The 13,474-nt window shown below is 54.9% G+C and carries 13 protein-coding genes and 1 riboswitch; of the genes, 2 read left to right on the top strand and 11 right to left on the bottom strand.

Translation table 11 applies throughout. The features are described from left to right. Nucleotides 1-58: 58 nt before the first annotated feature. From NSQ46_RS04605 to NSQ46_RS04570, 8 genes are all read right to left on the bottom strand, one after another. Complete coding sequence (locus tag NSQ46_RS04605; RefSeq protein WP_007131985.1) at nucleotides 59-832, bottom strand: SDR family oxidoreductase; 774 nt, start codon at nucleotides 830-832, stop codon at nucleotides 59-61. A gap of 285 nt (nucleotides 833-1,117) precedes the next feature. Continuing rightward, nucleotides 1,118-1,960, bottom strand: a complete 843-nt coding sequence (locus tag NSQ46_RS04600) for a MetQ/NlpA family ABC transporter substrate-binding protein (protein WP_077568088.1) — start codon at nucleotides 1,958-1,960, stop codon at nucleotides 1,118-1,120. A gap of 65 nt (nucleotides 1,961-2,025) precedes the next feature. Beyond that, on the bottom strand, nucleotides 2,026-2,694 hold the full coding sequence (locus NSQ46_RS04595) for a methionine ABC transporter permease (RefSeq protein ID WP_007131983.1): 669 nt from the start codon (nucleotides 2,692-2,694) through the stop codon (nucleotides 2,026-2,028). Further along, complete coding sequence (locus tag NSQ46_RS04590) at nucleotides 2,694-3,710, bottom strand: methionine ABC transporter ATP-binding protein (RefSeq protein WP_342576372.1); 1,017 nt, start codon at nucleotides 3,708-3,710, stop codon at nucleotides 2,694-2,696. Before NSQ46_RS04590 ends, NSQ46_RS04595 begins: the two co-directional genes overlap by 1 nt. Before the next feature lie 112 nt (nucleotides 3,711-3,822). Then, a riboswitch (SAM riboswitch) is annotated at nucleotides 3,823-3,971 on the bottom strand. A gap of 119 nt (nucleotides 3,972-4,090) precedes the next feature. Then, complete coding sequence (locus NSQ46_RS04585; protein WP_028404794.1) at nucleotides 4,091-4,810, bottom strand: Cthe_2314 family HEPN domain-containing protein; 720 nt, start codon at nucleotides 4,808-4,810, stop codon at nucleotides 4,091-4,093. A 52-nt stretch (nucleotides 4,811-4,862) separates the two neighbouring features. After that, nucleotides 4,863-6,632, bottom strand: coding sequence for a UbiD family decarboxylase (locus NSQ46_RS04580; protein WP_028404793.1), 1,770 nt, complete (start codon nucleotides 6,630-6,632; stop codon nucleotides 4,863-4,865). Nucleotides 6,633-6,740: 108 nt separating this feature from the next. Further along, nucleotides 6,741-7,715: a heme A synthase gene (locus NSQ46_RS04575; protein WP_342576371.1), complete on the bottom strand. Its 975-nt coding sequence runs from the start codon at nucleotides 7,713-7,715 to the stop codon at nucleotides 6,741-6,743. A gap of 214 nt (nucleotides 7,716-7,929) precedes the next feature. After that, nucleotides 7,930-8,274, bottom strand: coding sequence for a thioredoxin family protein (locus NSQ46_RS04570; protein ID WP_007131978.1), 345 nt, complete (start codon nucleotides 8,272-8,274; stop codon nucleotides 7,930-7,932). Nucleotides 8,275-8,385: 111 nt separating this feature from the next. Here NSQ46_RS04570 and NSQ46_RS04565 point away from each other — a divergent pair, with 111 nt between their 5' ends. Further along, on the top strand, nucleotides 8,386-9,804 hold the full coding sequence (locus NSQ46_RS04565) for a DUF2515 family protein (protein WP_342576370.1): 1,419 nt from the start codon (nucleotides 8,386-8,388) through the stop codon (nucleotides 9,802-9,804). Between the two features lie 116 nt (nucleotides 9,805-9,920). Here NSQ46_RS04565 and NSQ46_RS04560 read toward each other — a convergent pair whose 3' ends face one another. The 3 genes from NSQ46_RS04560 to NSQ46_RS04550 are packed head-to-tail and all read right to left on the bottom strand — an operon-like array spanning nucleotide 9,921 to nucleotide 12,833. Continuing rightward, nucleotides 9,921-11,546, bottom strand: coding sequence for a polysaccharide biosynthesis protein (locus tag NSQ46_RS04560; RefSeq protein WP_342576369.1), 1,626 nt, complete (start codon nucleotides 11,544-11,546; stop codon nucleotides 9,921-9,923). A gap of 53 nt (nucleotides 11,547-11,599) precedes the next feature. Further along, on the bottom strand, nucleotides 11,600-12,079 hold the full coding sequence (locus tag NSQ46_RS04555) for a DUF456 family protein (protein WP_342576368.1): 480 nt from the start codon (nucleotides 12,077-12,079) through the stop codon (nucleotides 11,600-11,602). 7 nt (nucleotides 12,080-12,086) lie between these two features. Then, nucleotides 12,087-12,833, bottom strand: coding sequence for a Cof-type HAD-IIB family hydrolase (locus NSQ46_RS04550; protein WP_341342403.1), 747 nt, complete (start codon nucleotides 12,831-12,833; stop codon nucleotides 12,087-12,089). 167 nt (nucleotides 12,834-13,000) lie between these two features. Here NSQ46_RS04550 and NSQ46_RS04545 point away from each other — a divergent pair, with 167 nt between their 5' ends. Next, the gene (locus NSQ46_RS04545) at nucleotides 13,001-13,465 is read left to right on the top strand and encodes an SRPBCC family protein (protein WP_341342404.1); all 465 of its coding nucleotides are present in this window, start codon (nucleotides 13,001-13,003) and stop codon (nucleotides 13,463-13,465) included. Nucleotides 13,466-13,474: the final 9 nt, after the last annotated feature.

Raw genomic sequence — 13,474 nt, 5'->3', positions numbered from 1 at the left:
GAGTCTTGGCTCCCCTCGGGATCCAAGACTCTTTTTTGTTACGGTATGGTAGGCGTGCTTATTCCGGCTTGATCAAAGGACGAATCGGATCCAGCCCGCCGGATATATCCATAATATTGCCTGTAATGAAGTCCGATTTATCCATGCACAGATATTCAATCACTCTTGCAATATCCTCGCCGCTGCCCGAGCGTCCCCGCGGCGTCATGCCGTCATGGATGCCGGCCACCTCGTCGATCGTCTTCTCCTTGTTCGCCCCGCGGATGTCGCCAGGGCAGATCATGTTGACGGTAATGCCGTAGGGTGCCTCTTCGACCGCCAAGGATTTCGTGAAGGATACGAGCCCCACCTTGGCCGCCGCATAAGCGGCACGCTGGGGCCAAGCGCGCGCTTCCCCGGCATGGCCGAAGCCGAAATGGATAATCCGTCCCCACCGCTTCTCCCTCATCGCCGGCAGCACCCGGTGGTCAAGCAGCATGACGCCGGTCAGGTTGCCGTTCACCATATGTACGATTTCATCCCGGCTGTATTCCGAGAACAGGCGCCTTTCCCGGATGAAAGGACCCGCGTTGTTAACCAGGATATCCACGGTGCCGAGCTCGCGTTCCGTCTGATCAACTAGGGAATACAGCTCGGACTCGTCTGCAATATTGGCCTTTACCACGATGGATTTAACGCCGAAGCTCTCAATTTCGCGGGAGAGCGCCTCCGCTTCATTCTTGCTGTTGACATAATTTATAACAATACTGCATCCCTGCCGTGCTAACGACAGCGCAGTCATTTTTCCGAGTCCTGTCGCACTGCCGGTAATCAGCGCCACTTTTCCCTTCAATGGTTTCCCTCCTTCGAGTATCGCCTTCCTTCAGTATAAAAGATTTGCTGTTTCCCCACAACTTGAGGACAGACCGGAATCCTGCAAGATATGAGCGGCCATTTTCTTTCCTCAAAAGAAAAGAAAGGAGCTCCCGATTAGCTGCACAAGCCGCAGCATGGTCGGGATGCCCCTTTCATACGAAAAGTTCGTTGTATTCAGTAGATCCTTCTGTCCGGAGTTAACCGGTCTAACCATAATCCGGGCCGGATCCGCTTCCGTAGGCATCCTGCCTACATCTGCACATTAGAATGCCGGGATAACGGCTCCTTTGTATTCCTGTTCAATAAATGTCTTCACATCTTCCGAAGTCAGTGCCTTCGCCAGCTTCTGGATAGCTTCCGAATCCTTGTTGTCCGGACGAGCTACCAGCAGGTTCGCATAAGGGTTATCCTTGTCTTCGATAAACAGCGCGTCTTTCGTTGGGTCAAGGCCTGCTTCCAATGCATAGTTCGTGTTGATGACAGCAAGATCAAGCTCATCCAGCATGCGAGGCAGCATGGCAGCTTCCACTTCTTTGAACTCCAGGTTTTTCGGATTTTCCGTAATATCCTTCGCGGTCGCTTCCAGCTTGGTTTCGTCCGCGAGCTTGATAACGCCGTTCTTGGACAGCAGGGTCAGTGCACGGCCCGCATTGGACGGATCGTTCGGAATGGCGACCACGGCGCCGTCCTTCAGCTCGTCGACCGACTTGATCGTTCTGGAATAAGCGCCCAGCGGCTCAACGTGTACGGCAATAACGGATTCCAGCTTCAATCCGCGCTCCTTGATCTCGTTATCGAGATACGGCTTATGCTGGAAGAAGTTCGCGTCGATCTCCTTGGAGTCGACCTTCGTATTCGGCAGCACGTAATCGGTGAATTCGACAATTTCCAGATTCACGCCTTCTTTTTCGAGCGCCGGTTTGATATGCTCAAGAATCTTTGCATGCGGTGCCGGCGAAGCCCCCACCTTAATGGTTACCTTCTCCTGTCCCCCAGCGCCGTTTGTATCCGCAGGCTCCGATGCGTTATCCGCAGGCTTGCTGCCGCAAGCAGCCAGCACCGCGACCAAAGTCAGACTAATGAATGCCAATACCCATTTTTTCATCCTAAAACTCTCCCTCCGAAAATAGTTTATCTATATGATGTCTTCCTTGTTGCTCCAGCAATCCGTTATTTTCTTGTAAAATGACGCACCAGCCGGTCTCCCGCCATTTGCAGGAGCTGCACCAGCACAATCATCAAGACAACGGCCAAAATCATAATCTCCGTCTCATAACGGTAGTAACCGTACTTGATCGCCAAATCCCCCAAACCGCCGCCGCCAACCTGGCCGGACATCGCGGTATACGATACGAGTGTCACGATCGTGACGGTCATGCTTGCCAGCAAACCCGGGCGTGCCTCCGGAAGCAGTACCCGAAACACGATCTGGCTGGTGGACGAGCCCATGGCGTGGGCGGCTTCGATGACGCCTTTATCCACCTCGTTCAGCGCCGTCTCCACAAGTCTCGCGAAGAACGGCGCCGCGCCGACGACAAGCGGAGGAATGGTCCCGAGCACGCCGTACGATACGCCGACGATCGACTTCGTAATCGGAAGCATGGCTACGATCAGAATGATGAATGGAACCGACCGCAGAATGTTCACGATGAACGACAGGATGGAGTAGCCGAAGCGAACCAAGCCTGACGTTGATCTTGCAGCCATATAGAGCAGCACCCCGATCGGGAGACCGATAATGAAGCTGAACAAGGCCGAAGCGCCCAGCATGCGCAGCGTATCCAGCGTCGCCGTGCCAATCTCATTCCAATCCACCTGAGAAAAATCCAGTCCGAGCATCAATGAATCACCTCCACGTCTAATCCTTGATCCAGCAGTCTGCGGATCGTGTCTTCAATCGCGCCTTCGCTGCCTTCAAACCGCACGATCAGCTGCCCGTACGGCGTTTCCTTGATCGTTGAGATGGTCCCCTGCAGGATCGCAAAGTTAACCCCGGTCTCATGGACCGTATGCGACAAGATCGACTCGTACGTCTTCGACCCAAGGAACGTGATCTGTACCGCCTGCGAGGAACCCCCGTCTTGACCTTGAAGCGCGAGTCGCAATGCATCGCCGTTGTCCATCTCCTGACGGATGAACTCCCGCGTAACCTCATGCTTCGGCTTCAGGAACACTTCCGTCACCGGACCCTGCTCTACAATGCCGCCTTGGTGAATGACCGCCACCCGGTCGCAAATGCTCTGAATGACATGCATCTCATGCGTAATCAGCACAATCGTCAGGTTAAACTTCTTGTTAATATCCAGCAGCAGCCGCAGGATAGAATCCGTCGTCTGAGGGTCCAAGGCCGAGGTCGCCTCGTCGCAGAGCAGCACCTCCGGGTCGCTTGCAAGCGCCCTGGCGATTCCTACCCGCTGCTTCTGGCCGCCCGACAGCTGAGACGGGTACTTGTCCCGATGCTCCGCAAGGCCGACCAGGTTCAGCAGCTCGCTTACCTTGCGCTCGATTTCCGCCTTCGAAGTCTTGATCAGACGAAGCGGAAAGGCGATGTTGTCATAGACCGTTGCAGAGGACAGCAGATTGAAATGCTGAAAGATCATGCCGATCTTCCGCCGCTCCGCCTGCAGCTGCTTCTTTCCGAGGCTCGTCAGGTTGACGCCGCCTACCCACACCTCGCCGGACGTCGGACGTTCCAGCAAATTCATGCAGCGGATGAGCGTGCTCTTGCCTGCCCCGGAATGTCCGATGACACCGAATATTTCTCCTTTTTCAATCGACAAATTCAATCCGGATAATGCTGTGGTCGTTCGGCCGGCTTTTCCGTACTGCTTCGTCAATTGCTTCAGTTCAATCAAACCGTGATCCCCCTTTTTTCGTGCTAACGTTTCATATCTATTTACCCGCAAAAGAAAAGAGCCACTTTTTGCAGAATCAAAAAGGGCTCTCTTTACATAAAGTCGACGCCTTTTCTCATCTGTCAAAGCAGCCTTTACGTCGCGCTGCTTTGAAGGAATTAGCACCATGTCACTCCATTTGCGTTCATTGCACTTGCAATCAACGCTGGAGCCGGTTGCCGGGCTTCATCGGGCCTGTCCCTCCGCCTCTCTCGATAAGAAAACTCGATATGAAATTTTTTCGTTATATTGATGTGTTTTTCAAATCATATTCATGAATGCAATTGTTAGTATAGTTTTTTTTCGCCCTTTTGTCAAAAGGAATTTCATGGTCGGCTCTATCAAGCCCGGATCCCGTTCTTCGCCCACATTTGGTTCGTATACCGGTAGGATGCTCTCAGGCTTTGGCACACCATCTCAAGCCCTTGCTCCAGCTCGTCCAAATGCTGCCCGATATCCTCCAGCTCGATTCGCTCCGACAATCCCTGATGGCGCTGCCACAGGTCGTCCTGCATTTCCGAATTCATGTAATGAATCTCGGTGTTGCGCCGTTTCCGCAGCTTGTTCATCGGCGTTTTATAGCGCTCCTTGATGGCCTCCAGCTCTGCGGACAGCTCGCCGTGCGCCTTCAGGAACTTGAACTGGCGAAGCACGGTGAAGTAGGAGAAATGCTCCTTCACCTTCGAGGTGTTGAGATCGTACAGATCGTTCAGCACTGTCCCCAGCTTGTCCAGGATTGAGAATACCCGAATAAATCCGTTCTTATAGAAATAAACATAGCGCCGGTATTCCCCCTGCTCCTCGATCGACATGTCATCCACAAAGCCCGAATGGACCGACCGGCTGAAATGCTTCGCTGCATTCCAGCTCTGCTCCAGCTCATCGAGCGATACGATCAAACCGCGCGTCCATATTTCAAGCTTGCGAAAGTCATGCGTCGGGTCCTCATTTTTTTCCATTTCCTTCTTCAGCAGCTGGCTCGTCTTGACCATTGATTCGATCGCTTCTTCAAGCAGCCCGTTATTCTGCCGCGGTTGTTCCCCAAGCAACAAACGAAGCATTGGCCGCACCTCCTACGTCAAAATATCCCTGATCCCTTTGAGGATGGACTGGTCATTTGCCGAAATATTCGCTCCAGCGGGCATCCACCGTCTTTACAATATCCTCCCGCGGGAACAGCTCATCCGGGTATCCGGGCTTCATGCGGGCATCGATGACCAGCGGAAGCTTGTACGACAGATGATGATGCTCGATCTCGCTGGCGGCGAAGATATCCGTCGCGGGATTAAAGCGGGTAAATACCGTCCACAAGAACGAAGTTTGCGTGGCTGACGTTGCCTTCGCATCATCAACGACAATCACCATCGGCCATTTCGTGCTGCGGGCATGCATGAACTCCATGACGCGCTGGGCCAGCTCAGGTTCTTTCTCATAGGATGCCCCGGATACGACAAGGCAACCGCCGCAATATGCGACCGCCTGGGAAATTCCCGGAATATCCCCCTCATCATAGCTTCGCGGAAGCTCGCGGATCGGCTCCCCGATCCCCATCAGCACGGCCTTGCTGCCGTGATTCAGCTTCTGCCCCGTATAATCCAGCGTATCATGCGAGGTTTTATTAAATATGAATAAATCCGTTGCCGGATTAAATCGTTCCAGCACCGCTTCAAGCGTCTCGTTGAAATCCGACAGGTCCAGCGGCCGGTTCGTCAGCATCAGCATTTTGGTGAGCGACAGCTGACCCTCGCCCAGAATCCGGAACGCGGAGACGAGCGCCTCGCGGGAATAGCTCTCCCGAACGACCGCTGCCGTCAGTGCATGGAACCCGGTTTCCGCATAGGTCCATAGCGAGCGGACCGACGGCATCACCATCGGGAAGGCCGGGGACAGCAGGCGCTGCAAAAACTCGCCCAGGTAGTAGTCCTCTTGCCGCGGCTTTCCGACGATCGTTGCCGGATAAATAGCGTCCTTGCGGTGCCACATATTCTTCACATGAAGCACCGGGAAGTCATGCGCAAGGGAATAATAGCCGTAGTGATCGCCGAAAGGACCCTCCAGGCGGCGTTCATGCGGCGGCACGATTCCGCTGATCGCGAATTCCGCCTCTGCCGGAATGCGGTGTCCGCCAAGCGGGTTGTCTGTCATCGGCAGCTTGCCGCCCATGATCAGCGAAGCCAGCAGCAGCTCCGGCAGATGCTCCGGCACCGGTGCGATAGCGGAGGCAATCAGCGCAGGTGGGCCGCCGACAAAGACGGACACCGGCAGCGGCTGATTCTGCTGCTCTGCCTCGAAGTAGTGAAAGCCGCCTCCCTTATGAATCTGCCAATGGATTCCGGTGGTCGAGTCATCATAAATTTGAATCCGGTACATGCCCAGATTATGATCCTTCGGCTTCGATGGGCTCTCGGTATAGACGAGCGGCAGCGTGATGAACGGTCCGCCGTCCTCCTGCCAGCTGGTCAACCGCGGTAGCTGCTTGAGCGGATTCTCCGTCACCTTGACGCCCATCACCGGCGCTTCTTGCTGAGGCACGGATTTCATCCCTACCTTTAAAATATCCTTAAACAGCCCGCGTTCATTCCACAGCGCGGAAAACGTAGGCGGCAGCAGCTTATCGGTTGCCCCGATGATCGATTTCATCAGCTGCTCCGGGCGCGGACCGAATGCCATGTCGACCCGGCGCGCGGTTCCGAACAGATTCGTTGCCACTGGAAAAGGCGTCCCTTTCACATTGGTAAACAGCAGGGCAGGTCCTCCCTCTTCGATCACGCGCCGGTGAATTTCAGCCAGTTCCAGATACGGATCCACCGGTGCTTCAATGACAGCAAGATCATTTTCCTTGCGAAGCGTTTCAAGCCATTGGCGTAGATTCTGGTAAATCAAGTGCTCCACTCCTTCGGGTACAACAAAGTCCTCGAGCATGTTTCGCTTCGGGGACTTCGCCTGCACAAATATTAAAATGTTCCATGTTGCATACTGTAGTGACGGGAATTAGCCGATCTTCTCCCCGCGCAGCTCCAATTCGCCCTGCTGCTCGACCGGTGCCGATTCTCTTAGCTGCCATACCCTCACGCTCAAATAACTGAGCACGCCGAACAGCGCAGAGATCAGAAGGGTATGACCAAGCGCGGAGAATACATAGACTTCGTCATTGTGCATCGTGGCCATAATGATGGCGCCGCTGAAAATCTGCAGCAAGCACAGCACCGTTGCCGAAACTCCGAGCATCTGAATTTCGCGGTTGTCCCGGTTTCGCCAATAAGCGAAATGTCCCATTACGGCTACTACTATAAGCAGCAGAAGAGCCGCCACCCGGTGCATGAAGGCAATGCCCACGCCGCCGCCGAGCTCCGGAATAACTTCCCCGTTGCAGAGCGGCCAGCCGGAGCACCCCTCTCTCGAGTCGGTGTGGCTTACGAATGCTCCGATATATACCACGATATACGTATAAATCGTCGCCCCCCAGACGAGTCGGCGAAAACCATTGCTGACCCGGGGCAGCCGCTCCGATCCAAGCGGCATCTTCGCCTTCTCTACCCTCCGCATGCCCAGCGCAAGCATAACCGAGCTAGCGAATGCGATGAGCGAGAAGCCGAAATGCAGCGCCATCACGGCCGCCGACTGAGGCTTGACGACTGCGAGCGCTCCCATAATCGCTTGTACAATCACGAACACCGATGTCATGACCACATAAGCCATCAGATCCTTGCGGTCACGCTTGTATCTCCAAAATGCGATCAAGGAAGCCAGGGCGGCCAAGCCGGCCATCCCGCTGACAGCGCGGTGCGAGTATTCGATCAAGGAGGAGACGGTGTAAGCGGGAATAAACTTTCCGTTACACAGCGGCCACTCTTGTCCACAGCCAAGCCCGGAGTCGGTCTTGGTAACGACCATGCCCCCGAAGGTGGCGAAGAACATGACTGCGCATGTTATGTAACTCAGCCATTTTAATTGTTTATCATTCACTAATCTCACCTGCTGCCTATATTCTTAACAATCCGCCATCAATAGCGGATTCCTTATTGCAGTCTAAATTTCATTATACCTGATTATGCCGCGACGGTCACTTTAACGATTGTGACAAAATGTTCAAAATTAGGAGAAGCTTATTGCCAAAACAACACCGCCGCCAAGGGATCATCCATAGGCGACGGTGCGTTGTGCATCATTCCCGTTATGCTCACTTATGAATCGTTTCGTACACATCCACCGCACGCTGCAGGAAATCTTCGATTTCCTCGCGGGATTTGCGGAATTTGTTGACGAAGCGGACAAGTTCCCGTCCGTCGGCATAGGCGACGAAGCTAGGGATACCGAGGATGTTCTGCTGCTGGCTTACATCGCCGACAGCATCGACGTCAACTTCTACCAGGGTCAGCTGGTTCGAGAATTTCTGCTCAACATCCGGCATGAATGGATCGATAAACTTGCAATCACCGCACCAGTCTGCTTTGAATACTGCGACAGTCAAGCGCGGAGACTGGATAGCAACCTGAAATTCGGCTTCCGAAGTGATTTTGTCCATGGATGATCTCCCCTTTTCGTCGAAATGGTTCAACTTTAGTGAATCAAAATGTGGAGTGGAAGTCAAATATTCGTGACATACTGACAATACCAAGATAGAGCAATCGCCAAGATGACCAAGCGACTAACGGCAGGTGAGAACGGGATGCAGCAAGGCGAAAAAGACAAACAGGCGTGGTCCGGATCCATACGCAGATGGGTGTCCACATTGGCGGAAGCCGCAGTCGAAGCCTTGACTGGACGGGTGACCTCCTGGGAAATATCCTCCAAGCTCCGGGATGGCCGGAAGGACTGGAGCTGGGATGCGGTCGCAGCGCGAAGCCTCCGGTCCGAGCTAAAGCGTATCGCCCGCAGGCAGCACAAGGAAATAAAAATGAACGCGAGCCCACCCGCCATGAGCTTGCCCTTTATTCGGGCCGTGAATTCCGTAGACGGATTTAATGCCAGGGAACAAGAAATAGTGGAATCCATTCAAAGCACCGTCATGGATGCCAATCGGAGCAACATCTCGCGCACGCAGGCCTACCTTAGCTGCTATGAAGCCTTTCCGGAGCTGCATTGGGCCTTTCTTGCCCATATGGTCTCCCGAAATGCCGGCTGGAACATGAGCGACCTGCAAGGAGGCTTGCTGTCGGATCTAACGAATTCCGAATTTCAAGTGAATCTGTACCGTTTTCTAGAACGATGCAACGCCTTGATCTTTCAGGACGCCTACCCCCAGCTGCTGCTGTACATGCACAGCCGGAAGCTGGGCGAGCCGCTGTTTCATCTCCTGCCATGCTTTCATGTCTCGGCCTTCATGCTCCCCTTCTGGCAGCATTTCTGGCGGGAACCCGATCACGGCGCTATGCTCGCCGTTGCCCTCATCCTAAATGAACAGAATTACATTGAAGGCCGGGTTGCCCAGGACCCGTATTTTCGGTCCCGGGTTCTGAAGCATCCGTATTTTCGTTTGCATGAGCTCGCGAGATTCAATCAAATTTTGTTTCCCCTTGGGCAAGAAGCAGCCCTTACCAGGGGCGTAGCCCCTTCCGATGCAGGCAATAAGCTCCCGCTTCGGCCGCTTGCGGGGCTCACCCTTCCCAAATTCGACAGCCTGACGGCTCGGATCAAAGCAGGTAAATCGCTCTACGGGCTGCTCTTCGGATACGAGGAGGTGCACCGTCGTGCGCTCGCTTTCGCCCGGTCCACCCCGCACCGGGGATCGCGCTCCGAATACTGGCCGGCGCTCTTCACCGCGGACAAGCAGGCGGCCATTAACAACGGCAAGGAAAGCAGCGTGCTGTTGGAATCCGAGTGGCTCCCTTCAGGGAAACGCCTGTACAGCCCCGAGCTGGAATCCGTGTGGCAGGACACGCCCTCCGGCCCGATCCCGCGGTATGATTGGTATCGCAGCTCCGCCAAGCTTCGGCTATTCCGTGAACCGGTCCGGCCGCTGCTGTTCGATATGACCCACGCGCACCGGGCCCAGCTGGAGAAGACGGCCATGGCCCACGATGTCGCTCATGAGAACCAACCAAAGCATGGATAGTTGAAAAAAGGACTGCTCTCGATCCCTTGGATCAGAACAGTCCTTCTGCAAATACATTTTCCACTATCGATTATATAGACGCAATGCGTATAACCGCAAAGTGCATAACCGCAAAGTTATCCCCGCTCCCGCATCCGTGAAGGCGCCAGCCTCATCAGAGGGCGGAATACCTTCTGGAGCGGACGCGGATAATTGCCTAGCTCGGACTGGCGAATGACGCCGAACACGACAAGCAGCACGAGATAAATCACGACGACGGCAATTCCGACAATGACGCACGTGAACAGGAATGCCAATCGTGCCGGGATCACCTCAACCAGTTGGATGCCCGCTTGGTTCAAGCCGTAACCGATTCCCGCCGCTGCTACGACGGTGCAAAGGAATCCCAGCCAGCGGCTTCCCAATATCGAGAACGATACGATCGATTTAATCGACCGGATGTTAAGCAGCGTGATGACCAGAAAGCACAGCGCCGTACTTCCAATGATGCCATAGATGCCGAACAAGGGAGCCAGGAGGAAGCTGGCCGCCAGCTTGACGGCAACGCCGATCATCACGTGAATCATGGACAGCTTGGCCTTTCCGATGCCGAGCAATATCGAGTTCGTCGTCATCATCGTAATCTGGAAAATGGTGCCGAACGTCAAAAATGCGATGATTCCGCTGCCGCCCAGCGAGCTGAACAAGAGGCCGTTCACCGAGTAAGCCGCTACTCCCAGCGCGATGACCACCGGCATGCCGGTCAAAATCCCGATCCGCATGGCAAGCGTTACTTGGCGCTCCAGATGCTCTTGGTCACGTCTCGCGAACGCTGCCGATATGATCGGAATCAGCGATGTGCTGAGGGCAATGGCCAGAATCGGTGGGATGCCCGCCACACTCTGCGCCCGTGTTCCCAGAACGGCGAGCGCCTCGGTCGCCTGCGCCGCGCCAATCTCGCCCGTCAGGAGCGGCTTGACGATGGAGCCGTCAATGAAGTTGACCGCCGGGACCGCCAAAGATGACAACACGATCGGAATCGATAACTTGAAAATATCCTTGTAGATGCCACCGAGCGGAATCGAACGGTCTGCCGGGGGCAGCTTCTGCTCCCGGTCGCTGCGGCGGAGCTTCGCGGCGAAGTACAGCATGACCGCGAAGGCGCCGACGCTGCCGAGCACGCCGCCGAAGGAGGCTCCAGCCGCTACCCAAGTATCGTCATACCCCAACCGCAGCAGGACATAAGCTAGGCCGATGGCCGTCAGCACTCTGGCAATCTGCTCCACGATTTGGGAAATCCCGCCGGCCGACATATTGTTCCGGCCCTGGAAATATCCCCGCATCATGGCGATGGCGGGGAACAGCAGCAACGCCGGAGCCAGCGCCTGAATGGCTGCGGCCGATTCCGGCACCTCCGCGACATGGGTCGCGTAATACGGCGCTCCGAAATACAGCAGCAGCGTCATGACAACGCCAGCCGCTCCGGCGAAGATCAGCGCCGCTTGGTATACGCGCTGAGCCTCGGCCGGCTTATTCAGCGCATGCCGCTCAGAAACCATTTTGCTGAGCGTGCTCGGAATACCGGCCGTAGCGACGGTCAGCAGCATCAAATACACATTGTTGGCAATCGTGAAGGAAGCATCCCCCACATCGTTTAGCATGTGCTCCAGCGGCACCCGCTGCACAAGTCCCAGCACGCGGGCGACCAGCGCCGCCACGGCCAGGATAATCGTGCCTTTTATGAATGATTCCTTCTTAGACAATTCCTTACCTTCTTTCTCCTCCAATAGCGCCTGTTAAGCACCCTCGCGCCGGCTTAAAACACCCAAATGATAAACACAATGATCATCGCAAGCTGCAATACGACCTTCACCACGATGCTGCTGAACAAGCCGAGCACCGAACCGAGTCCGACCTTCATCGACTTGCCCGCTCCCGAGCCCGCCAGCAGCTCCCCGATAAAGGCGCCGATAAACGGGCCGATGATCAGACCGAATGCCGGAATGACGAACGGGCCGATGATCAGGCCGATCGTACTCCCCCATATCGAGGCCTTCGAGCCGCCAAGCTTCTTCACGCCCCATGCGTTGACCGCATAGTCGGCGATGAACAGCACAACCAGAATGATCGTCTGGATAGTCCAAAACCATGCGTCGTAATGGGCGAACGTGAAGAACCAGCCATATACGAACAATGCCAAATAAATGGCGATAACCCCCGGCAAAATCGGGTAGATCGCACCGGCCATCCCGATGATGAACAGTGCGATCACAATAATCCAGCCTAATACGTCCATCCGCTAATCACCCTTCGATCAAAATATGATCCCTGATCACTTCCACAATTCCGTTCTCATTGTTGCTCGCCACGACAAGGTCCGCCTCATCCTTGACCGTCTGCTGGGCATTGCCCATGGCAACGCCAAGCCCCGCTTGCTGGATGACGGCCAGATCGTTCAAGCTGTCGCCAACGGCCACAACCTGGGACATGTCAAGACCGAGCAGTTCGCATACCTGCTTGATCCCTGTCGCCTTGTTGACGCCCAACGGATTGATCTCCAGATTCACCGGCGAGGAGTTGGTGATTTCCAGTCCCCCCATATCCTGAAGCCGCATCAGGATCCGATGGCGAACCTCGTCGTCTTCCGCCGTATAGCCGAATTTCAGCCACTCCTGATTCTCAACATCCTCGCACCAGCTCTCCTGGTTATACAATCTCTCTACAGAATACGCCCAGAACCAGGCCCCGGTTTCAACGGCAAGCTCATGCATCTCTGCAACAAGCTTGCTGTCCAGCAGAGAACGCCGGTACAGCTCATACGGGGCACGCCACACCTCGCTGCCATTGACCGTTACCATCGGGGTGGTCAGCTCGAGCTGCTTCGCGTACGGGTATGCATCTTGAAACGGCCGTCCGGTGGACAGGCAGACATGGATGCCTTGCCGAACCGCTTCCTTGATCCAACGGACAGTCTCCGGCGACACTTCATGATCGTCCTGAAGCAGCGTGCCATCCATATCTAAAGCCAGCAATCGGTACTTACGATTCATTGTTTAAGCCTCCTAATCTAGTCACACGATAAGCATAACGACATTTTACCACAAAAGGTACGGGCTCAAAACCGAACGCTTGGACAAATGAGCAAGGAATAAGAAGTCAAGTCCGCTATAATGTGCTAACCTATTGGAAACTCTATACTGAATAAGGAGCGTGTCCCATGAAATCACCCCAGAGTTCCGCTGTTACCGTTCAAGCCGAAATGCTGATCCGCAAACCGGTTTCCGAGGTCTTTGAAGCCTTTGTCGATCCGGATATCACGACCAAGTTCTGGTTCACCCGATCCACCGGCAAGCTGGAAGCCGGTAAAGAAATTCGTTGGGACTGGGAAATGTACGGCGTATCTGATACGATCCTCGTCAAAGAGCTGGAGAACAGCCGCCGGATTGTTATCCAATCGTCGGACGGCACGACGACGGAATGGCAGTTCGTGCCTCGAAGCGAGGACGGCACCTTCGTGACGATTATCCATTCCGGATTCGAAGGGACGGATGCGGATATTACCCGCCAGGCCATCGATTCGATGGGAGGATACACGATGGTGCTCTGCGGGTTGAAGGCGCTGCTTGAATTCGGCATTGTCTTGAATCTCGTTGCAGATAAGGCGCCGGATGCCCACGTATAGCTATATCTA

The sequence above is a fragment of the Paenibacillus sp. FSL M8-0142 genome (assembly GCF_038597315.1).
GTDB lineage: Bacteria > Bacillota > Bacilli > Paenibacillales > Paenibacillaceae > Paenibacillus_AQ > Paenibacillus_AQ lactis.
Note: the sequence above shows the minus strand (reverse complement) of the source record. Positions and strands in the feature narration are given on the sequence as shown.

Bases quoted from the DNA above. Each gene is read 5' to 3' on its own strand.
- NSQ46_RS04600 (WP_077568088.1), bottom strand. From the start codon at position 1,960: ATGAAAAAATGGGTATTGGCATTCATTAGTCTGACTTTGGTCGCGGTG.
- NSQ46_RS04595 (WP_007131983.1), bottom strand. From the start codon at position 2,694: ATGCTCGGACTGGATTTTTCTCAGGTGGATTGGAATGAGATTGGCACG.
- NSQ46_RS04585 (WP_028404794.1), bottom strand. From the start codon at position 4,810: ATGCTTCGTTTGTTGCTTGGGGAACAACCGCGGCAGAATAACGGGCTG.
- NSQ46_RS04570 (WP_007131978.1), bottom strand. From the start codon at position 8,274: ATGGACAAAATCACTTCGGAAGCCGAATTTCAGGTTGCTATCCAGTCT.
- NSQ46_RS04565 (WP_342576370.1), top strand. From the start codon at position 8,386: ATGACCAAGCGACTAACGGCAGGTGAGAACGGGATGCAGCAAGGCGAA.
- NSQ46_RS04555 (WP_342576368.1), bottom strand. From the start codon at position 12,079: ATGGACGTATTAGGCTGGATTATTGTGATCGCACTGTTCATCATCGGG.
- NSQ46_RS04550 (WP_341342403.1), bottom strand. From the start codon at position 12,833: ATGAATCGTAAGTACCGATTGCTGGCTTTAGATATGGATGGCACGCTG.
- NSQ46_RS04545 (WP_341342404.1), top strand. From the start codon at position 13,001: ATGAAATCACCCCAGAGTTCCGCTGTTACCGTTCAAGCCGAAATGCTG.